Genomic DNA, 21,561 nt, shown 5'->3' with positions numbered 1-21,561 from the left:
CGCGCATCGCTCGGAGACCCCGTGAGATGAAGCGCCGGAATGACCGCTCACCTGCCCGGGCGCGTCCGCCCGGGTGACCTCCGCGCCTTCATCGATCCGTCACGCAACGGTCCGTTCGGGGAAGTCGATCTGCTCCCACCGGTTCCCTGTCATGACCGCGCGCTGCTCGGCGTGGCTGTTCAGCTCGTGCGGGTAGCCGAGCGGAACCGCGCTGACCTGGTCCAGCGGCGGAGGCTCGCGTCGTCGAGCGCGAGCGCCGCGGCGCCGAGGTTCTCATCGAGCTGCGCGCGGGTCCGCGGCCCGACGACGGGGATCACGCCCTTCGCGGCCGCCCAGGCGATGGCGACCTGACCCGGGCTCGCGCCGAGCTCGTCCGCGACGGCGGTGAGCGCGTCGAGCACGGGGTCGTGGCGCGCGGGCTCGTCGTGCAGCACGCTCGCCTTCAGATCGGTCGCGCGGCCCCGCTCTCCCTTCCGGTACTTGCCGGTCAGGAGCCCGCCGGCCATCGGCGACCACCCCATCACGCCGAGGCCCAGCGCATCCGCCATCGGCAGGAGCTCGCGCTCCGTGGTGCGCTGGAGCAGGCTGTACTCGACCTGGATCGCGGCGATGGGGGAAGCGCCGCGGAGATCGCCGGCCTTCACGCCCACGGCGACGCGCCAGGCCGGGAACTTCGAGAGCCCGCCGTAGACGATCTTGCCGGCCCGCACGAGGTCTTCGAGCCCGCGGACGATCTCGTCGATGGGGGTCACGCCGTCGTCCATGTGAATGGCCTCATCGTGACCCGCGGCTCCTGCCTCCTCGGCGTCGACGAGCAGGCGCTCGTGCCGCTCGTCGGCGGCGATTTCGTCTTCCTGCCCGCGCCCGAGGCGTACTCGCTCCGGAGCAGCCCCAGGGCGCGCCTGCGCGCCGCAGATGACGTGACGCCGCCGGAGGCCTTCTACCGGTCGCGGCTGATCGCGCACGGCGGCGGCGGCGCGCCGGTCACCGTGGTCGCCGGGTGCTTCACCTTCGCCTCGCCCGAGAGCGAGCTCCTGGTCAGGCACCTTCCGCCGATCCTGCACCTGACGGCTTCGGACGCGCACGCGGCGCCCTGGTTCCAGTCGACCCTCCAGTTCATCGCCGCCGAGATCGCGCAGGGCCTGCCCGGGTCGCCTGCGGTCGTGGACCGGCTCGCCGAGGTGCTCTTCGTCCAGGCGATGCGCGCGCGCATCCAGGCGTCGCTCCCGGACGGCAGCCAGAGCTGGCTCCGGGCGCTCGCCGACCCGCAGATCGGCGAGGCGCTGCGGCAGATGCACGAGGCGCCGGGCCGCGCGTGGACGGTGCCGGAGCTCGCGCGCGTCGCCTCGATGTCCCGCTCGGCGTTCGCCGCGCGGTTTCGCGAGCTCGTCGGGGAGACGCCGCTCGATTACCTGACGCAGTGGCGGATGGTGCGGGCCGCGAGCATGATGCGCGAGAGCCGGCCGATGAAGCTCGCGGCGATCGCGACGGCGGTCGGCTACGAGTCGGAGAGCTCCTTCGGCAAGGTGTTCCGGCGCGTCATGGGCGTGTCGCCGGGGCGCTACCGCCGGAAGCATCGGCTCGACGAGCAGCGAGCGGAGTGACGCGTCCGGCCGGCTTCGGCATCACCGTCGACGCGGTGCTGCCCGGCAACCTCGCGACCGAGGGCGCGGCGGCGCTCGCCACGCTCCAGGGCTGAACGCCCGGGAGACCCGGGAGACCTCGGTCACCGGCGCTGGCCGCAAAGAAAAACCGCCCGCAGGCCAGGCCTGCGGGCGGTCGTCACGATCTGCGGCTCGGTCTACTTGAGACGAGCCAGCATATCGACCTTCTCCTTGTCGAGCTCGGTCCAGGTGCCCCAGCCCGTCTTGTCGGCGTCGGTGTACTTGTGGCCGTAGATGCCGCCCGTATCACCCGACTCGGGGTTGATGGACCAGTAGGTGAAGTCCGTCATCCCCTTCTTGATCAGGTAATCCGTGTACATGTTCTGCCACTCCCAGTCGTAGCGCTTGCCGGCAGGCAAGTGCGCCCACAGCTGGGCCAGCCCCGGATCCATCTCGTTCTTCGGCCAGTCCTTCACGCCGCCGAACTCGCCGGTGATCACGCAGAAGCCCTCGTCGTGGAGGAACCCGAAGTGCTCGTCCCACTGCTTCGTCAGCCGCTCGACGGCCGCCGGGTTGGACCGCTCGATGTCCAGCCCGCACTTGGCCTTCGCGGCCTCCTCGTCCTCGAGCCCGGCGCACCCGGCCTGGGACTGATCGACGTGCTGCTTCTGAACGAACACGGCAGGCCCGTAGGTGTGGGGCGAGAAGCAGAGCCGATTCTTGGGGATCTGGATCGGGTAGGTGCGCTGCCCGTAGAAGTTCTCACCCCAGTTCGGGTTGAGGTTCTCATCGCCGTGGGGCTCCGGCTCCAGCGTCAGGCCGGAGGCGCCCTCGGGCTGGTAGCTGCCGGACACGCCCTGAACGACGGCGATCATGTCGTCGTTCACCTTCTTGATTTCGTCGTAGCACGCCTTGGCCATATCCGCCCACTTGGCCCAGGAGTACTTCCACGGCTCGTTGAAGCAATCGATGCCGATGACGTTGTTGATCCCGAGATCCTTGGGCAGCTGCGCGATCGTGCGGATGTCCGCGAGCCACTTCTCCATGTTGTAGGCGTCGTCGCCCATCGTGCAGTTGTAGGCGTCCGCCTTGTAGTCGTAGTTCTCGCGCTCGCTGTCCACGTAGGGCGGGGCATCGTCGAGCCTGCCCGCGCGCCACCCGAGGTGGTTCGAGCAGGAGTGGATGCCGATGATGACGTTCAGGCCGTTCTTGCTGGCCTGGACGAGGAAGTCCTCGAGCGCCTTACGAGCGTTGGGGTACCCGTAGACCTTCTCGTTGTTGTTCCTGATCCGGGGCGAGGTTTTGCTGTAGTCGCCGTCCGGGTGGTCGGGGTTCAGGGTCTGCGGCGCGATCGGGAGCCGGATCGTGTTGAACTTGAGAGCGGAGCTCGTGAGCTCCTTCATCGTCTGCTCGATCGTGCGCGGGCTGGCGTTCTCCACCCACCACATCGCCCCGATGAAGAGCTCCATGGCGCCGGGACGCTCGAGGTCGTCTTGTCCCTCGAGCCCGAACCAGTTGCCCCCGCGCACCTGGGTCGGCGTGCCGTCGATCGTCAGGCGGCCTTCGGGGTTGACCCGGAATCTGCCGGGCGGCGAGTCATCGGTCGCCGGCGTGGGGCCCCCGGGGGTGCCGCCGCCGACGCCCGACCCCGTCGGGGTGCCAGCGCCGACGCCGCTGCTCGTCGGGGTGCCAGCGCCAACGCCGCTGCTCGTCGGGGTGCCAGCGCCAACGCCGCTGCTCGTCGGGGTGCCAGCGCCGACGCCCGCGCTCGCGCCCGCGCCGCCGGAGCCCGTGGTGTCACCGCTGGACCCACTCGAGCTGTCACCGCCGCAGCCGATGGCCAGCAGGCCGGCGATGGAAAAGGAACACAAGAAGATATGGCTTCCTCGGATTCTCATAGCTCCGCTCTTTCTTTAAGCCCGAACTCAGCGCACGGTACACGGCTTCGAGCGTCCACGCCCCCGTGACTCAACCGCAAGCCAATTCAATCTCAAGGCTTGGTCGCGCTCGACGTCGACCCTGTGCAGAATTCGCAGACAGGCAACACCGACGGGTTGCCAACCGGGGCTGTACACTACCCGCCATAAAACAAGGGGTCAAGATGGGATGTGCCCCGCCATGCGGGCATGGCTGGAACATTATCGACAGAGTGTCGCTTTCCCACGGGGGTGGATCTCTTCATGGCCTCATCGATCCGACGAGCGCACGCAGCAGGGATATCCCTACAGCCCTGGCCTCGCGGCGCTTGACTTTCGGATCGGCCACGATTTTTCCAGGCCTCGACGCGCCGTCATAATGCTTTGTGTCAAGGTTTCGCGACACCATGATGCTCTGTGTCAAACCCTGGGAAACGGCGTGTCAATGCGCGCGGCGGGCGAGCGAGGGGGCCGCCGGCGTGCGCTGCGCCGTCATGCGGGGCGCTGGTAGCGGTGCTCCTGCGTGAGCCCGCCGTAGCCGTAGGCGCTGGCGCGCAGGTCCGCGACGTGGACGTAGGAGTGCTCCGCCACCTCGCCCAGCAGCTCGCGCATCGCCTCGTGGACCGCCCTCAGGTAGGCCGCCTTCTCGGCCTTGGTGTTGGTCTCGTCGGTGATGCTGACCATCCAGTGATACGAGCGCGCGCCCTGCTGCGACAGCGCGCGACCGGCGACGAACCAGCGCGAGGGCTCGATGAAGTCGATCACCACCGCGGTGAGCGACGGGTCCTTGTGCAAGATCTGCGCGGTCAGCGCGCTCGCCGCGGCGGCGGTCCGCTGCGCGAGCGCGTCGTCGGCGGGTCCCGAGATCTGGATATGGATATAGGGCATGACGGCTCCTTTCGAGTTGACGCCCTCATTCTAGGTCGCCATCATTCCGCAGAGAAGCAGAACAATTTTATCCTATTCGGCAGAAATTCTGATGAATCACCTCGAGCCGCTCTGGCTGCAGAGCTTCGTCGCCATCGCCGCCAGCGGCGCGGTCGCGCGCGCGGCCCAGCAGGTGCACCGCACGCCCTCCGCCGTCAGCACGCACCTGCGCCAGCTCGAGACCGCGCTCGGCGCGCGCCTCGTCGAGCGCACCACCCGCTCGCTGCGCCTGAGCGCGCAGGGCGAGCGGTTCCTGCCCTACGCGCAGCGCCTGCTCGAGCTGCAGGCCGCCGCCCAGGCCGCGCTGAAGCCCGCGCCGCAGCAGGCCGTGTGGCGCATCGGGATCAGCGAGTACTTCCTTCCCCACCGGCTCCAGGCGCTGCTCGCCTTATTGGAGCATCAAGCGGCCGGCGCCCGGCTCGAGCTCCTGTGGGCGAGCTCGGCGGAGCTGCAGCGGCGGTGGCAGGCCGGCGAGGCGGATGCGGTCGTCGTGACCGCCAGCGAGCCGCTCCCCGACGCCCGCCTGCTGCGCCGCGAGCCGCTCGCGTGGGTGGTCGGCGCCGGCGTTCGACCGCCGGCCGAGGGCGCCGTCCCGCTGGTCCTGCTCGGGCCGGACTGCCCCGTGCGCGCGATGGCGCTCGGCGCGCTCGCGCGCGGCGGCCGATCCCACGAGGTGCGGCTCACCTGCAGCGGCAGCCAGGCGGCGGTCGCCGCGGTGCGCGCAGGCTGGGGCGTGGGCTGCCTCAACGCGTCGGCCGTACCGCCCGACCTCGTGAATCTGGCCCAGCAGGACGCGCGGCGCTGGCGCTCCCCCGGGCGGCTCTCCTTTTATGGGCTGTCCCGGCCCGGGTTCCAGCGCTTGCTCGGCGCGCTCGCGGCCTGGGCCAAGGCGGCCTGACGCCTCGCTGGCCCGACGCTCCTCGCGGGCGCGGCGCCCCGGCCGGCGTGACACGGCACCCTCTTCTTGACTTGACGCGGCGCTCGAGAGGAGAACCAATGGGCGTTTTCCTGTATCGGCTCGATATCGCCGCGGGCCGGCCGATCGCCGTTGACACCGGCCATGTTAACGTTCACATTCCGGCCTCGAAGGGGGTCGTCTGGCGCGTCGCTCTGGATGGGTGGATGCGCGCTCGGACCTTTTCATCGACGACGGCGCGATGGGTACCACCGGCGAGGAATCGTGAGGCTAAATCGATGAAGTCGAGCTGGATCCTGCGCGTTTCATGCCTGGTGGCGCTCTGCGCTTGCGGCGACGCACCTGACAGCGACGCGACGACCGACGGCGGCAGCACGTCGGAGGGCGGCAATCTCGCGGCCGGCGGCTCAGCGGGGGGCGGCGCCGGAGGCGCCGGCGGTCCAGGCTCGGGCGGCGCGGCCCAGGGCGGCTCGGCCGGCACGGGCGCCGGGGGAGCCTTCGTGCCCGGCGGCGATGGCGGAGGCGGCTCCGCTTACGTCCTCGACTGCGGCACGAACGGCGTGGCCATCGAGAGCGCGGGCCCGCCCGAGAACCGCGTCAACTACGTCATCGTCGGCGACGGCTACGACGCCGAGGCCGTGAACACCACGTACCTCGAGCACATCGAGGCGGCGATGGCCCTGCGCTTCAGCAGCCCGATCGGCGAGCCGTACGGCAGATACCGCAAGTTCGTCAACATCTGCGCCATCAAGCTGGTCAGCCCCTCGAACGGCGTCCCAGGCGTGCTCGGGTGCACCGGCGACGACGAGAGCCGCCTCGCGGACTGCGATACCCGCGCGGCGGACGCGGCGCTCGCGGCGAACCTCCCTGACGACTTCGAGGTCGACTGGCACGCCATCGTGCTGAACAACGATCGCTGGTGGAACACGGGCTCCTCCTGGATGCTCTGGTCGGGCGCGCACCCGGAGGCTGCCGGCGCGGCCCTGCACGAGGGCGGCCACGGCTTTCATCAGCTCGCCGACGAGTACTGCGCCAAGGCGACGGGCTCGGGCTGCGGCGCGAACACGTGCGGCGGCAGCGGCACCGAGTACGTCGAGGTGAACTCGACGGCAGATTGCACGACGACGGCCGGCAAATGGGACAAGTGGCTGGGCTACGACGCCGCCGACGCCACGGGCCTCCAGGGCACCTTCGTGGGCAGCCGCTACGTCGATGGCGGGCAATATCGCGCGTCGTCGAACTCGATGATGAACAGCCTGTTTGGAGGCCACAAGAACACGAGCTTCAACCCGGTCTCGCGCGAGAAGATGATCATGGATATCTGGATGCGCGTCAAGCCGGTCGACTCGGCCGATCCGCCCGCCGGGGCCGTCACCGACCCGGCGACGCTCGCGGTCAACGTGATCGATCCCGAGGTCATCAGCGTCGATTGGACGCTCGACGGCGAGGTGATCGCGACCGACGGCGGCCCCGTCTACAACGTCGCCGCGGCGGGCCTCGCTCCGGGCACGCACACGATCGTCGCCAGGGCCTACGACAATGCCGGCGAAGAGTGGGTGCGCTACCGCAGCGGAGAGTGCCTGGACCCGCCGCCGTCGACCGACCCCAGGTACTACGACCCCTGCTGGGGTCGCGACAACTGGCCCCGCTCGCAGGAGACGGTGACGTGGACGGTGACGATTCGATGAGGTCGACGCGCGGGCGCTGGGGCGTGGCCGCGCTGGTGCTCCTCGGCGCGGCGCTATGGCTCGTCGGTCGCTCGCGGGCGCCCGATGGACGAGGGCTGCCCTCGTCCCGGCAGGGAGCGTCGCAGGAGGAGGCGCCGCGCGAGGCGGCGTCGCGCCCCACGACGAGCGCGCCGCCCGCGCTGGCCGCCAGCGCCGAGCCCGCCGCGGCGCTCGGCGACCTGCCGGTCCTCGGGCCGAGCCCCGACGACCGGCACGACGGCCCCGCTCACCCTCACCCCGTCACGCCGCGCCACCTCGAGATGCAGCATGAAAACGGCCTGCTCGCGCTGCTGAACGACGCGATGAGCGCGCGGGACGGCGCGCGCATGCGCGCGCTCGTGCACGAGTATCGTCGCACGCACCCCGGGGACCCGAGCCGGCTGCAGGACGGCTACGAGATCATCGCGGGGTGCCTCGAGGCGCCCGGCGAGGCGTCGAGAGCGGCAGCGGAGGGCTACTATGCCGAGCATCGCGCCTCGACCGTGCGGCGCTTCGTGCGCGCGATCTGCCTCGAAGGTGGTTGAAGGACGCCCGCCCGAGCTGGCGCACGACGGGCCGAAGGGCGCCGCGCCCGCGGCGTCAGGCGTGATCGGACCGGCACGGTCCGGGAATCTCTGAGGCTGACCAGAGCGCTGCGCAGCGCCGCGCAGCCGCAAATGCCATGGGCAGACGGGATGTCTGCGTCCTCCGCTGCAGCTCGTGGTCGCAAGGAGCTGCGCGTCCGTGTCTCTGCCGCGCAAGCGCACCTCGCGCATGCGCCGAGGGTCGTCCATTCGCATGAACAGCCGAGAAAGGCCGCATATGACAGCCGATGAAGAACGTTGCAGGGCCGATACGTCGACGCGATTCCACCGAGCGGTCACGCGCGGCCGGCGCGCCCATCGTCCGTGCGCCGCTCCAGGCAGACGGGCGCTCGGCGCGCTCGGGGCCGCCTGGAGTCCCATGGTGCGGATGGGGATCCTCTGCGGGGTACTGCCGCTCTCCTTGTCCGTGTTGTCCGTGCTGGGGGGTGGTTGTTCGGGATCGGACGACGCGTCGCCGGAGCCCGGCGATCCAGGCGCGCAGACCGGCGGGCCGGGCGGGCAGGCGGGAGGGCCGGACGGACAGGCGGGTGGCCCGAATGGGCAGGCGGGAGGGCCGGACGGACAGGCGGGAGGGCCGGGAGGGCCGGACGACCCGGCGCCGCACCCGGAGGATCCGGAGAAATACGTCGCGTTCGAGCCGGGGTCCGACAGATTCCCCCTGGTCGCCGCCGGCAAGGCCGCGCCGCTCGTCGTGAGCTCGAGCGACTACGCGGGCGTGATCCGGGTCGTGAGCGACCTCAAGGCCGACATCGGGCGGGTCACCCAGGTCGAGCCCGCGGTCTCGCTCGACGCGATCCCGGCGTCGGAGGACGTGGTGATCATCGGGACCCTGGGCAAGAGCAAGCTCGTGGACCAGCTGGTGAGCGAGAACAAGCTCGACGTCGCCGGCATCGCGGGGCGCTGGGAGACGTCCCTCCTGCAGGTCGTGAACGACCCGGCGCCGGGCGTCCGCCGTGCGTTCGTGATCGCGGGCAGCGACCAGCGCGGGACGATCTTCGGCGCCTACGACGTCTCGCGGAACATCGGGGTGTCGCCCTGGCACTACTGGGACGACGTCCCGGCGCACCAGCACAGCGAGCTGTACGTCCTGCCCGGCCGCTACTCGCAGGGGGAGCCGAAGGTGAAATACCGCGGCTTCTTCATCAACGACGAGAACCCCGCCCTGGGCACCTGGGCGCGCAACACGTTCGGCCCCGCGCCCAACACGAGCCGCCCGAACGGCTTCAACCACGAGCTCTACGCCAAGGTGTACGAGGTGCTGCTCCGCCTCAAGGCCAATTACCTGTGGCCGGCCGTGTGGGGCAGGTCGCTCTTCGACGACGATCCCGAGAACCAGGCGCTGGCCGCCGAGTACGGCGTCGTGATGGGGACCTCGCACGAGGCGCCGATGATGCGAGCGCAGGACGAGTGGGATCGCTACGGGCAGTCCGGGGGCCGGTACGGCGGCAACGGGCAGTGGAACTTCGACAAGAACACGGAGGCGCTGAAGAAGTACTGGACCGACAGCATCAAGCGGATGAAGGACTACGAGAGCGTGGTCACCGTCGGGATGCGCGGCAACGGCGACCTGCCCATCGACGACGGCGGCAACATCGACCTGATGCAGCGGATCGTGGCGGCGCAGCGGCAGATCCTGGCCGACGTCACGGGCAAGGACGTCACCACCATCCCGCAGGTCTGGACGCTCTACAAGGAGGTCCAGCGCTTCTGGGACGAGGGCATGCGGGCGCCAGACGACGTGATCATCAACTGGTGCGACGACAACTGGGGCAACATGCGCGAGCTGCCCGACCCCTCGGCGCCCGAGCGGTCGGGCGGCTACGGGCTCTACTACCACTTCGACTACGTGGGCGGCGGCCGGAACTACAAGTGGATCGACACGAACCTCCTCCCCAACATCTGGGAGCAGCTCCACCTGTCGTATCGGTACGGCGTCGATCGGCTGTGGGTGGTGAACGTGGGCGACCTGAAGAACGAGGAGCACCCGCTCGAGTTCTTCCTGGACTACGCGTGGAACCCCGAGCGGTGGCCGATCGAGCGACTGCCCGTGTGGGAGCGGCAGTGGGCGGCGCAGCAGTTCGGGCCGAAGCACGCGGCCGAGATCGCCGAGGTGCTGACGATGTACTCCAGGCTCCAGTCGCGCCGGAAGCCGGAGCTGCTCAACCGGGTCATCACCCTCAACCCGAACGCCAACATCGCCACGAACCCCGACAGCGCCGTGGTGTACGCCGACGGGAGCCCCTTCAGCCTGATCCACTACGGCGAGGCGGAGCGGGTCGTCGCGGAGTGGCAGGCGCTCGCGGCCGAGGCGGCGCGGATCGACGAGGAGCTGCCGGAGGCGTACCGGGACGCCTACTACCAGCTCGTGCTCTACCAGGTGAAGGCCAGCGCCAACCTGTACGAGCTCCGCCTGGCCGGGTTCAAGAACATCCTCTACGCCGCCCAGGGGCGCGCCGCCACGAAGGACATGGCCGCGACCGCCGAGGCCCGGCTCGCCGACGACAAGGCGATGTCGGACTACTACAACAATGCGCTGGCCGGCGGGAAGTGGAAGGGCTTTCAGACGCAGCCCAAGATCGGCTACGGAGGGCCGTATCCGGACTCGGGCTGGCAGCAGCCGGAGAGGAACGGCACCCTGCTGGAGGACTTCATCTGGCCGGAGCTCAAGCAGATCAACGTGCCGCGCGCGGCGGACATGGGCGTGGCGATCGACGGGTCCGACAAGGTCTGGCCCGCGGAGCGGACGCCCGCGGTGCTGCCCGAGTTCACCCCGTTCCAGACCCAGCCGGCCCAGTACATCGAGGTCTTCAACCGCGGTCAGGAGCCGTTCGATTATCAGATCGAGCCGTCGGTGCCCTGGGTGAAGGTCTCGCCGAACAACGGCACGATCGAGAAGGAAGTGCGCGCGACCGTGAGCGTGGACTGGGCGGCCGCGCCCCAGGGGACCACGGAGGTGCCGATCACGGTGACGGCGTCGAACGGGCGCACCGTGGTCGTCCAGGCGGTCGTCGAGAACCCGGAGGTGAGCCGCGAGGCGATCGAGGGGTTCGTGGAGAGCAACGGGTACGTCTCGATCGAGGCCGAGCACTTCACCCGCGCCGTGAGCGCCGACCCGATCTCGTGGCAGCTCATCCCGGACATCGGCCGGACGGCAGGGGGCATGACGCCCTTCCCGGTCACCGCGGCCAGGCAGACGCCCGGCGGTGACAGCCCGCGCCTCGAGTACACGATCCACCTCTTCACGACCGGGAAGGTGACGGTCTGGGCGTACCTGTCGCCGAGGAACAACGTGCTGCGCACCGACGGCCTGAAGTACGCGGTGTCCATCGACGACGGGCAGCCGCAGATCGTCAACGTCACGACGGCGCTCAACGGCATTCCGATGAACAAGTCGTGGGAGCGGAACACGTCGGACAACGTGAGCCGCACGTCGACCACGCACACCATCGCTCAGCCCGGCGCGCACGTGCTGAAGCTCTGGATGGTCGACCCGACCGTGGTTGTGCAGAAGCTGGTGGTGGACACGGGCGGGCTCAAGCCGAGCTACCTGGGGCCGCCGGAGAGCTTCCGCGCGACGCGGTAGCGAGGCGCGAGGGCGCGGCGGCGAGGGACACCGCGCGACATGCAGGATCGCGCCGCCCTCCCCGGCGCAGGTGCCAGCGGCCTCAGGACGATTTTCCGAAGGAGCGGCGCCGGTGGCGGCATGCAAACAGGGCTACCGGGAGCGACCTCGAGCGATTGCGCACCTTTCCACCGCCCCTGTAGCGAAACGCATCGGTCCGTGCCGGCCTCGCGTGCGACTGGACGATTCCACGCCATCACCGCGGAGCCGGCGGACATCGCCAGAAAGAGGTGCAGTGGATGGAATCGCAATCGAGAGCTTCACGGAGCGATCGCCAGCAGGCGCGACCGGCCGAGCGCAGGCGCCCTTCGCCCCTCGGCGGCAGGGCCGGCCTCGTCCTGCGGGCGCGCGGCCTCCGCCTCGCGTGGCTGGGCCTCGTCGTCGTCATGTCCCTCGTGTGCCCCCGGAGCGAGGGCCTCGCCGCGACGACCGACTTCACCGTTCAATACGCCAACTACGATGCAGCCGCCCCGAACGACACGATCGCCGAGGCCGGCATCCGGCTGCGCAACAACACCACGGCGGCGGTGCCGCTGAGCAGCATCGTCGTGCGGTACTGGTTGAAGAAGAACAGCGCCGCGGCCGTGACCCCGGCGTGCTGGTGGTGGAGCCCGTCCTGCAGCAACATCACGCTGGCGACCGGGAGCGTCTCCTCGAGCGGCGCCGACGGCTACGTGGAGATCCGCTTCGCGAGCAGCGCCGGGAGCCTCGCCCCGGGGGCCACGACCCAGCCGATCGACCTCGGGATCCAGTTCGGCGTCGATGTCGATGAGACCGACGACTACTCGTACAGCAGCCAGACCACCTTCGCCAGCTGGAGCCGGATCACCGTGCACGACGCCGGCTCGGCGCCCACGGGCGGCCTGCGCGGCGGGGCTCCGCCGAGCGGCAGCGTGGCGGCGCCCGCGGCGCCGACGTCGCTGACGGCGACGGCGGTGAGCTCGAGCGCGATCGCCCTGAGCTGGTCGGCGAGCAGCGGGGCGACGAGCTCCAGCGTGTACCGCTCGACCACGCCGGGATTCGCGCCCGCGGCGGGCAACCGGATCGCGTCCGGGGTGACGTCGACCACCTACAACAACACCGGCCTGTCGGCGTCCACCACCTACCATTACAAGGTCACGGCCTCGAGCGGGGGGAGCGAGTCGGGGGCGTCCGATCAGGCGAGCGCGACGACGCCCGCCGGAAGCTCTGCAGTGGCCGAGCTCTTCGACGACTTCAGCTACACGGGCACGGGCGACAGCAGCTTCCGCGCCTCATGGTCACTGCGGAGCTGGTCGGGCGGGCCCGGGGTGAGCGGCGCGCAGTGGCTGCCGTCCAACGTCTCGCTGGTCGCCGATCCTGCGAACGGGGCGAACAAGCTGATGCGGCTCAAGGCGACCACGAACGGCGCGGCCGCGGGGAGCTCGCATGCGGAGGTCATGTCCACGTCGAGGAAGTTCCGGCTGGGCACGTACGCCGCCCGGGTGAAGTTCTACGATGCGCCGCTGTCCGGCGCGCGCTTCTACGGCGACAAGCCGATCGAGACGTTCTTCACGATCACCGACTATGTCGAAGGCGTCCCGGACTACTCGGAGCAGGACTTCGAGTACATGCCGAACGGCGGCTGGGGGCAGGGCAACACCAGCACGATGTGGCTGACGTCGTGGGAGACGACGAATGACAAGACGTCGAGCCTCGTCTCGGGGAGCCACGACGGCTGGCATACGCTCGTCATACAGATTACCAGCGCGTCGATCACGTACTACATCGACGGGGTGGCGAGGGCGACGCACGCGTCCAGGTTCGTCCCGGAGGAGGGCCAGTACCTGAGCTTCCAGGTCTGGTTCGACCAGCTCGATGCGGCCCAGGGCAGCTCGCGCACGTACCACGAGGACGCGGACTGGGTGTATTTCGCCAAGGACGCGATCCTGTCGCCCGCCGAGGTCGACGCGAAGATCGCCGCCTTCCGAGGCTCGTCGGTCGCCCGCAAGGACACGGTGCCGTGATCGGGTGACCCCAACCTGGGTCGCCCCGCCCCCCTCCCCTCAACCCGGGTCGGGCCGACCCTCGGGCGCCCGCAGCGCCTCCACGATCGCCTTCCGCAGACAGGCCGCCGCCGGGTCCTTGTGCGTCCGCTCGTGCCACGCGAGCCACATCTCGTGCCCGAGATCCGCCACCGGCAGCTCGACGATCCGCAGCGGGAGGTGCGACGCGAGCGCCTGCGCCGTGCGCCGGGGCATGCACGCGACGAGATCGCTGCCGGCCGCGGCCATCGCCGCCGGCGCGAACCCGGGGACCACCAGCGCGATCCGGCGGACCAGACCCTGCGCGCGGAACGCCTGCTCGACAAGCGCGTGCCCCCGACCCGGACGGCCGAGCGTGATGTGCACGTCGACGAAGCCCAGCCGCGAAAACACGCTCCGCGTCAGGCGCCGGCCCACGACCGGGTGATCCCGGCGGACCACCCCCACGGTCGGATCCCGGTAGAGCGCCGCGACGCGGAGCCCAGGATCGCGCCGCCGCAGCACGATCGCCGCGTCGATCCCGCCCTGCGCCAGGCCCCCCGACGCGATCAGGGTGTCGATGCTCACCACCCGGAGCCGCGCGAGCGGCATCTCCCGCGCGAGCGCCGCCGCGACCAGCGGCACATCCGCGATCTGCGAGTTGTCGGCGCAGGCGAGCGTGAGCTCCCGGGTGGACGAGCGCGGGTCGAACGCCCGCCGGTGCTCGATCACCGACCGCACCTGGGCCATCGCCGCCGCGAGCTCCGGCAGCAGCTCCTCCGCCGCCGGCGTCGGCGTCATGCCGCGACCATCGCGGACGAGCAGCGGGTCGCCGAGGAGCTCGCGCGCGCGGGCGAGCGCGTTCGAGACCGCCGACTGCGTGACGCCCAGCCGACGCGCGGCGCGCGTCGCGCTGCGCTCCTCGAGCGTCACCGCGAGCACGTGGAGCAGGTTGAGATCGATGGCCGATAGATTCACCACGGTGATGACATCTATCACGATCCATCACTGGAGATGGCACGCGCCCCCTGCCTAGATACGGCCATGTCCACCCGCGAGAGACGCCCGACACGCGCTGGATTCGCGCCCCTCTGGCTCGCCGCCGCCGGCCTCGCCGCCGCCGGCTGCGACGATCTCCGCCAGTGCGATCCCCCCGATCCGGAGCGCCAGGCCGAGCTGCCCGCGGCGCTGTCGCAGACCGGCCTTTACGCCGACATCGCCGCGGGCACGGTGGCGAGCGACGTGGTGGCCTACGCGCCCGGCTTCGAGCTCTGGAGCGACGGCGCGGACAAGCAGCGGTTCCTCCGGCTGCCGAACGGCGCGCAGATCGACACCAGCGCTCAGGATGCATGGCAGTTCCCCGACGGGACCCGCCTCTGGAAGGAGTTCCGGAGGGACGGAGTCCTCGTCGAGACCCGCCTGCTCGCCAAGGTGGGACCCGCCCCCGAGGACTGGGCCGCGGTCGCCTACGTCTGGAATGCCGACGGGACCGACGCGCTCGCGACGCCCGGCGGCGCCGAGGACGCGCGCGGCACTCCGCACGACGTGCCCGCGGCGGCAGAGTGCATGGGCTGCCACGGCGGGACCGCGAGCCGCGTGCTCGGGTTCTCCGCGATCCAGCTCGCCGCGAGCCCCGGCGAGGTCGATCTCGACGAGATCTCCGCCCGGGGGATGCTCTCGGATCCTCCGCGCCGGCCGATCCGGCTCCCGGGAGACGCCGTGGCGCAGGCCGCCCTCGGCTGGCTGCACGCGAACTGCAGCCACTGCCACAACAGGACACGCCCGAGCAGCGACGGCGCGCGCTGCTACGACCCGCAGCGCAGGTTCGACTTCACCCTCCGGGTCGACGAGATCGCGTCGGTCGAGACGACCGCCACGTACCGCACCGCCGTGGGCACGGTGATCCGCCCGGGCGATCCCGACGACAGCGACGCGGTGGAGCGCGCCCGGAGGCGCGATCCGGACTGGCCCTCGATGCCGCCCCTCGGGACCGAGATCGTCGACCAGGACGGCCTGGCGGCGCTGCGCGCCTGGATCCGTCGGCTCTAGGCTGGAGCGCGGTGCGACCGGCAGGACGGCGTTTTTGCCACACTGAGACAGTCCGCGACGGCCGCTCGAGCGGCAGCTCGGCGCGCGGCGTCAGCCGCGACGTGAATCGCGCGCTCGTCGCCTGGCACGTGGATTGCCAACACCCGGACAGCGCGGAGCGAGGAAGAGATCGCTTCTCCGCGAGGCCCGCCCACCACCATGTCCACCCGCTTCGACAGTCTGATCACGCGCCTGCGCAGCGCATGGAAACCGATCAAGCAACCCACCGCCCCGCGCGCCTACCGGTGCCAGTGCGAGCGGCCGGTGTTCTTCCGCAACAGCGAATGCCTCGCCTGCAAGACGCCGCTCGGTTATGAGCCCGAGCGCGCCCAGGTGATGCCGCTGAAGCCCGGAACGACCGAGGGCACCTGGCAGCTCTGGCACGAGTCCGCGGACCCGCCGCGCCTCTATCGGCGCTGCGGCAACTTCGACACGGCGTCCGGCTGCAACTGGCTCGTCCCGGTGGCGGCGGAGACGCCCGCGCTCTGCGCCGCGTGCCGGCTCAACCGCACCATTCCGGACCTCACCGTCGTCGAGCACCAGGCGCTGTGGCGCCGCATCGAGACGGCCAAGCGACGGCTCGTGTCGCAGCTCCTCGCGCTGAACCTGCCGGTGAAGTCCAAGGTCGGCGAGGATCCGGAGCACGGGCTCTGCTTCGATTTCCTCGCCTCGCCGCCCGACGGGCCCAGGGTGATGACCGGCCACGCCGACGGCATCATCACCCTGAACGTCGAGGAGGCGGACGACGCCACGCGCGAGCGGATCCGCGCCGCGATGCGCGAGCCTTACCGCACGCTGCTCGGGCACTTCCGGCACGAGATCGGCCATTACTACTGGGACCGCCTGGTGCGCGACACCGGATGGCTCGCGCCGTTCCGGGAGCTGTTCGGCGACGAGCAGCAGGACTACGCCGCCGCGCTGAAGGCCAACTACGAGCAAGGCCCGCCCGCCGACTGGCCGCAGCGCTTCGTCAGCGCCTACGCCAGCATGCACCCGTGGGAAGACTGGGCCGAGACCTGGGCCCACTACCTCCACATGGTCGACACCGTGGACACGGCCCTCAGCTTCGGCATCGACGCCGACGACGTGGAGCTCGACGTCGAGCCCTGGGGCACCGACGCGCTGTGGCGGCCGGACGATCCCGGGGCCGCGAGCTTCCTCGGCTTCCTGAACGCCTGGGTGGAGCTGACGGCCGTGCTCAACGAGATGTCGCGCAGCATGGGCCAGCACGACTTCTACCCGTTCGTGATGCCGCGCCCCGCCGTGGCCAAGCTTCAGTTCATCCACCTCGTGGTGAACGGAGCCCTCGCCGCGACCGCGACCGTCGCGACCCCGCCCGCCGCGACCCCGCCCATCGCGACCGCGCCCGCCGCGACCCCGCCCATCGCGACCGCGCCCATCGCGACCGCGCCCGCCGTTACATCAGCGCCTTAGGCCAGGTGAACGAGAAGGCCGCGCCGCGCCCGACGTCCGAGTCGAGGGTGACGGCGCCGCCGCTGCTCTCGACGATCTTCTTCACGAGCGCGAGCCCGACCCCCGTGCCCTCCGACCGGTCCCGCGCCTCCAGCGTCTGGAAGATGACGAACACCTTGTCGTGGAAGCGCGGCGAGATGCCAGGGCCGTTGTCCGCCACCGTGAAGCGCCAGTGCGAGCCGGCGTCCGCGCACGAGACCACCGCGCGGCCGCTCCCCTTGTCGGGGTGGTGCTTGATGGCGTTGCCGATGAGGTTCATGAAGACCTGCTGGAGCAGCGCGCGCTCCGCGACGACGCTGGGCAGCGGGCCGGCGATCTCGACGCGGAAGCCCCCCGGCGGCGACAGGAGGTCCACCACCTCGTCGACGAGCGGGCCCACGGCGACCACCTCGGTGGGCACGCGGATGCGCCCCACGCGCGAGTACGCGAGGATGGCGTCGATGAGCGCGTCCATGCGCTGCACGCGGATGCGCAGGAGCTCCAGGTTCCGCTTGGACACGTCGCTGAGGTGCTCGCCCTCGTCGTCCTCGATCCACTGCGAGAGGTTCGCGATGCCCCGCAGCGGCGCCTTGAGATCGTGCGACGTGACGTAGGCGAACTGGTCGAGCTCGCGGTTCATGCGCTGCAGCGCCTCCGTGAGCCTCGCCAGCTCGTCCGCGCGCTGGCGCAGCGCGAGCTCCGCGTTCATGCGCTCCGTCACGTCGGTGCACGCGCCCGTCATCGTGAGCGGCCTGCCCTCGGCGTCGCGGAGCATGCGGCCGCGATCGAGCAGCCAGTGGACGCTGCCGTCGGGCCACACGACGCGGAACTCCATCTCGAAGTCGGCGCCGTCGTGCACGCAGCGATCGAGCGCCTCGAGGACGCGCTCCCGGTCGTCGGGGTGGACCAGGCCCGTGAACTGGTCGATGTGGCGCGCGGTCGTGCCCGGCGGCAGGCCGAAGAGCCGATCGAGGTTCTCGTCCCAGTCGAGCTCGTTCGTGGCCGGGACCCAGCGGAACGTGCCGGTCGCCGAGGCGTCGAGCGCCGCGCGGAGGCGCTCCTCCTTCTCCTGGAGCGCCCGCTGCGCCTGCCGCTGCTCGGTGATGTCGTGGCACGTGCCGAGCATCCGCGCCGGCCCGCCGTCGGGCGCGCGCTCGACCTCCGTGCGCGCGTGGATCCAGCGCGTCGCGCCGTCGGGCCGCACGATGCGGTACGTCATCTCGCCAGCGCCCGCCTGCCAGACCAGCGCCTCGAGCTCGGCGGCGACGCGCGCCCTGTCCTCCGGGTGGACGCAGGCGATGGCGGCGTCGGGCCGGACGCCGCTGCTCTCGCTCGGCAGGCCGTGGATGCGGCGCTGCTCCTCGGACCAGTCGAGCTTGCCCGCGGCGACGTCCCACGACCAGCTCCCGAGGTGCGCGACCTCCTGCGCCTTGGCGAGCTGCTCGCGGCTCTCGCGCAGCGCGCGCTCCGCGCGGGAGCGCTCGATGGCGATGGCGGCGAGGCGCGTCGCGACGCGGACGACCTCGTCGTCGGCGGGGGTGGGCGCGCCGGGCGCGGACCGGTACACGGCCCAGGTGCCGAGCACCGCGCCCTTCGAGGAGACGATGGGCGTGGACCAGCAGGCGCGCAGCCCGAGCGGCAGGGCGAGGTGGCGGAAGTCGGCCCAGAGCGGATCGGTCGCGATGTCCTCCACGATGACCGGCGCGCGGCGGTGGGCGGCGGTGCCGCACGAGCCCGCGCGCGGGCCGACGAGGATCCCGTGCACCGCCTTGTTGTACGACGCCGGCAGGCTCGGCGCCGCGCCGTGGAGGAGGCGGCGGCCGTCCTCGCTCGCGAGCAGGACGGTGAAGCGGCGGCCCGCCGAGAGCTCCTCGGCGTCGCGGCACAGCGCCTCGAGCGTCTCCTCGATGCCCTGGTCGAGGGCGATCATCTCGAGCACCTTGCGCTGCCACCCGAGGAGGATCTGCTGCCGGCGCTGGAGGGTGGCGTCCATCATGGAGCCGATCATGCGGACGGCCTTCCCGGTCGCGTCGCGCAGCACGAGGCCGCGGTCGTAGATGTACGCGTACTCGCCGTCGGCGCGGCGGAAGCGGTACTCGCCGCTCCACGCCGTCTCGGTGCCGTCGATCGCATCGTGGATGCTGCGCGAGACGCGCTCGAGGTCGTCGGGGTGGATGCGGCCCGTCCAGCTCTCGGGCCCCGGCTCGAGGTCGTCGAGCCGGTAGCCGAAGGTGCGCTCGAAGTTCTCGTTCCACCAGACCGTGCCGGTCGTGAAGTCCCAGTCCCAGATGGTGTCGTTCGTGGCCTTGGCGAGGAGGTGGAAGCGCTGATCGCTGAGGCGCATCAGGTCCTGCGCCATCCGGCGCGGCGTCACGTCCTCGAGCGCGCCCTCGTAGCGCGCGACGCGCCCGGTCGCGTCGCGGATGGCGCGCGCGGTGATGCTGACCCACACGCGCGTCCCGTCGAGGCGCAGGAACTCGACCTCGTAGCCGTGGACGGCGCCCTCCTGGTCGAGGATGCGCATGATCTCCTGCCGCTGCCGCTGGTCGGCGTAGAAGCCCGGGACGGGCAGGTCGAGGAACTGCGTGTGGTCCGCGTAGCCGAGGAGGCGCGCGAACGCGCGGTTCGCGTCGATGAAGCGCCCTGCGGGCGTGGTCGTGAAGAGCGCGACCGGGCACCCGGCATAGAACGAGGAGAGGCGATCCTCGCCGGAGAGCGGGGCGAGCTCCGCCTCGGCGCTCGCCTTCTCGGTGCGGGTCGCGGCGTGGGGTGGGCTGATGCGGAGGTCGTCGTTCATCCGGGGCCGTCCTTGCAGCGGGACACCTACCTTTGCGGGCGCGCTCGCACGAGCGCAAGCGCCATGCGCTCCGCCGCGTCATTCGGCGCACGCCCCGGCGCACCGCCGCGCCCGCCGCGCCGCGCCCGGCCACCCCTCGCGCGAACGCGGGAGCACCCCCGGCAACCGCATGCTCGCGGATCATCGGTTGACAGCGCCGAGCGATTCCGCGCGACGGCCCGATATGCTGAATGGCCCCGGCGCGAACACCCCACATCCCCCCGAAGGACGCCGCCCTGCGGCCCTACGGCACATCCATCAGCGACAGGTTGACCGCATCGCTGACCTCCTCCGCGCGGATCGCCTCGATCATCGCGTCGAAATCGTCCCAGTACCACAGCTGGTCCTCGTCGACCCCGAGGTGATCGTAGCTCGGGAGCCCGTGATTCGTGAGCAGGATGATCATGAGATCTCGCGCCGGATCGGGGTCGATGACCATGAGCGTCCCGGCGCCGCCCGTCTTGCTGTACGCGACGGTCGAGGTGTGATCGCCGCCGGGCCAGGCGCCGGGATCGTACATCTCCCATCCGAGCCCCTTGCCCGAGTAGAACAGGTTCTGCGCGAACGTGACCGCCGGCGTCGGGAGGCCCAGATCGCCCGTCTGCAGCGTCGTCATGCGCTCCACCGACGCCCGCGACATGATCCGCTGGCCCGGACAGGACAGGAGCATCGGGTTGCAGAGCGCGTCCGGGCCCCAGACGTGGACGCCCCGGTTCAGCAGCATCTGCCCGAACTTCGCGAGATCGAGCGCCGTCGAGAACAGGCCGTCGCACCCGGTCAGGTGGCCGTGCTGAGGGGTCCCCGTGTTCTCCTCCACGTCGTAGTCGGTCTCGTCCTGCACCTCGCCCCGCAGGTAACGCCCGCGCACGCTCGACCACGCCGTCCCCACGAAGCGCTCGCTCTTCGCGGGCATGTGGATCTTCGGCCGGTAGGACGTGCTCGACATCTCGAGCGGATCGAAGATGTGGGTCTTCATCAGCCCCTGCAGCGAGTCGCCGCCCGCCTTCTCCAGCACGTGGCCGAGGAGGCGAAACCCGAGGTCGCTGTAGAGCACCTTCTGGCTCGGCGTGTAGAGCAAGGGCGCCGTCAGCATCGTGTGCCAGCGATCGCTGGCGCCGAGGACGCCGCTCGCGTCCATGTCCTCGCCCGACACGTAGCGCATCAGGTCCCGGATCGTCACGAGCGCCTTGTCCGGGCTCGTGGCGAACTCGGGGTAGTAGGACGCGACCGTGTTGTCGATCTTGAAGCCGGGGAACCGGCCGGACTCCTGCATCCTCATCGCCAGGAAGACGGTGAACGGCTTCGTCATCGACTCGAGATCGAAGATCCCGTCGCGCGGCATCGGCGGCGAAGGCATGTCCGGCCAGCCCGCGTTGAACCCGTCGCGCTCACCCCGCGCCTCGTGGAGCACGATCCGCCCGTGGCGGGCGACCAGGAGGACAGCGCCCTGGATGTCGCCGCCCGCGATGGCGTCCTCCAGGGCCAGCGTCGCTTCGCGCAGCCCGGCGCTGCTCATGTACACGGACTCCGGCTCCGCAGGCTGCAGCCGGCGCGGCCACGCGGCGCTCGAGGGCTGAGAGGCACCCCCGTAAGCGACGTCCGGCGCGCCGAGACCCGCCAGGACCGCCAAGGAAGACACGAGAATAGACGTCGTTCCCATGGATGATGCCTCCTCGCCAGATCTGCCCGGCGACAAAAGGTCGAGACCACCATGATAACGCGCTCTCGAGGGCGCCAGCTAGCCGGGTTTGTCCCGACAACGATGCTGGTCCAACCTACGCAGACACCGCGCGGACACGGGGTGTCAAGACGAAACGAGCGCCCTTGTGCGAAGGCGCCGCCGCTCTGCACACGTGTCCGATGAGCGCTCGCAAACAATCACGCCGTCAGATGTTGCATAGGCCACA

The 21,561-nt window shown here is 70.7% G+C and carries 14 protein-coding genes; 8 read left to right on the top strand and 6 right to left on the bottom strand.

Going from position 1 to position 21,561, the window contains the following annotated elements:
* Positions 1 to 179: 179 nt before the first annotated feature.
* Complete coding sequence (locus WME83_RS20100) at positions 180 to 764, bottom strand: aldo/keto reductase (protein ID WP_437320901.1); 585 nt, start codon at positions 762 to 764, stop codon at positions 180 to 182.
* A 15-nt stretch (positions 765 to 779) separates the two neighbouring features.
* Here WME83_RS20100 and WME83_RS20095 point away from each other — a divergent pair, with 15 nt between their 5' ends.
* The gene (locus WME83_RS20095; protein ID WP_437320900.1) at positions 780 to 1,604 is read left to right on the top strand and encodes an AraC family transcriptional regulator; all 825 of its coding nucleotides are present in this window, start codon (positions 780 to 782) and stop codon (positions 1,602 to 1,604) included.
* 197 nt (positions 1,605 to 1,801) lie between these two features.
* Here WME83_RS20095 and WME83_RS20090 read toward each other — a convergent pair whose 3' ends face one another.
* A complete protein-coding gene (locus WME83_RS20090) occupies positions 1,802 to 3,502 on the bottom strand; it encodes a glycoside hydrolase family 5 protein (RefSeq protein ID WP_437320899.1) in 1,701 nt (566 codons plus the stop codon).
* A gap of 510 nt (positions 3,503 to 4,012) precedes the next feature.
* Positions 4,013 to 4,408, bottom strand: coding sequence for a tautomerase family protein (locus tag WME83_RS20085; protein ID WP_437320898.1), 396 nt, complete (start codon positions 4,406 to 4,408; stop codon positions 4,013 to 4,015).
* Between the two features lie 91 nt (positions 4,409 to 4,499).
* On the opposite strand from WME83_RS20085, the gene WME83_RS20080 reads away from it, so the two are divergent.
* The 5 genes from WME83_RS20080 to WME83_RS20060 all read left to right on the top strand — a co-directional run bounded on the left by WME83_RS20080 (position 4,500) and on the right by WME83_RS20060 (position 13,281).
* The gene (locus WME83_RS20080) at positions 4,500 to 5,345 is read left to right on the top strand and encodes a LysR family transcriptional regulator (protein ID WP_437320897.1); all 846 of its coding nucleotides are present in this window, start codon (positions 4,500 to 4,502) and stop codon (positions 5,343 to 5,345) included.
* A 296-nt stretch (positions 5,346 to 5,641) separates the two neighbouring features.
* Positions 5,642 to 7,051, top strand: coding sequence for a M64 family metallopeptidase (locus WME83_RS20075; protein WP_437320896.1), 1,410 nt, complete (start codon positions 5,642 to 5,644; stop codon positions 7,049 to 7,051).
* Entirely contained in the window at positions 7,048 to 7,614 is a 567-nt protein-coding gene (locus tag WME83_RS20070; protein ID WP_437320895.1) for a hypothetical protein, read from the top strand. The genes WME83_RS20075 and WME83_RS20070 overlap by 4 nt, the downstream gene beginning before the upstream one ends.
* 418 nt (positions 7,615 to 8,032) lie before the next feature.
* On the top strand, positions 8,033 to 11,257 hold the full coding sequence (locus WME83_RS20065) for a glycosyl hydrolase 115 family protein (protein WP_437320894.1): 3,225 nt from the start codon (positions 8,033 to 8,035) through the stop codon (positions 11,255 to 11,257).
* 278 nt (positions 11,258 to 11,535) lie between these two features.
* The gene (locus WME83_RS20060; protein WP_437320893.1) at positions 11,536 to 13,281 is read left to right on the top strand and encodes a cellulose binding domain-containing protein; all 1,746 of its coding nucleotides are present in this window, start codon (positions 11,536 to 11,538) and stop codon (positions 13,279 to 13,281) included.
* A 39-nt stretch (positions 13,282 to 13,320) separates the two neighbouring features.
* On the opposite strand, the gene WME83_RS20055 is transcribed toward WME83_RS20060, so the two are convergent.
* Positions 13,321 to 14,277, bottom strand: coding sequence for a LysR family transcriptional regulator (locus tag WME83_RS20055; RefSeq protein ID WP_437320892.1), 957 nt, complete (start codon positions 14,275 to 14,277; stop codon positions 13,321 to 13,323).
* Positions 14,278 to 14,322: 45 nt separating this feature from the next.
* Here WME83_RS20055 and WME83_RS20050 point away from each other — a divergent pair, with 45 nt between their 5' ends.
* Together WME83_RS20050 and WME83_RS20045 are read left to right on the top strand one after the other, a co-directional pair.
* Positions 14,323 to 15,327, top strand: a complete 1,005-nt coding sequence (locus tag WME83_RS20050; RefSeq protein WP_437320891.1) for a hypothetical protein — start codon at positions 14,323 to 14,325, stop codon at positions 15,325 to 15,327.
* 198 nt (positions 15,328 to 15,525) lie between these two features.
* The gene (locus WME83_RS20045; protein ID WP_437320890.1) at positions 15,526 to 16,800 is read left to right on the top strand and encodes a zinc-binding metallopeptidase family protein; all 1,275 of its coding nucleotides are present in this window, start codon (positions 15,526 to 15,528) and stop codon (positions 16,798 to 16,800) included.
* On the opposite strand, the gene WME83_RS20040 is transcribed toward WME83_RS20045, so the two are convergent.
* Positions 16,784 to 19,615: a PAS domain-containing protein gene (locus WME83_RS20040; RefSeq protein WP_437320889.1), complete on the bottom strand. Its 2,832-nt coding sequence runs from the start codon at positions 19,613 to 19,615 to the stop codon at positions 16,784 to 16,786. The two genes, WME83_RS20045 and WME83_RS20040, sit on opposite strands and share 17 nt — an antisense overlap.
* Positions 19,616 to 19,898: 283 nt before the next feature.
* Positions 19,899 to 21,314 carry a serine hydrolase domain-containing protein gene (locus WME83_RS20035; RefSeq protein WP_437320888.1) on the bottom strand — a complete coding sequence of 472 codons (1,416 nt, stop codon included), beginning with the start codon at positions 21,312 to 21,314 and terminating at the stop codon, positions 19,899 to 19,901.
* Positions 21,315 to 21,561 lie beyond the last annotated feature (247 nt).

This window comes from Sorangium sp. So ce385 (assembly GCF_051474135.1).
Classification (GTDB): domain Bacteria; phylum Myxococcota_A; class Polyangia; order Polyangiales; family Polyangiaceae; genus Sorangium; species Sorangium cellulosum_D.
Note: the sequence above shows the minus strand (reverse complement) of the source record. Positions and strands in the feature narration are given on the sequence as shown.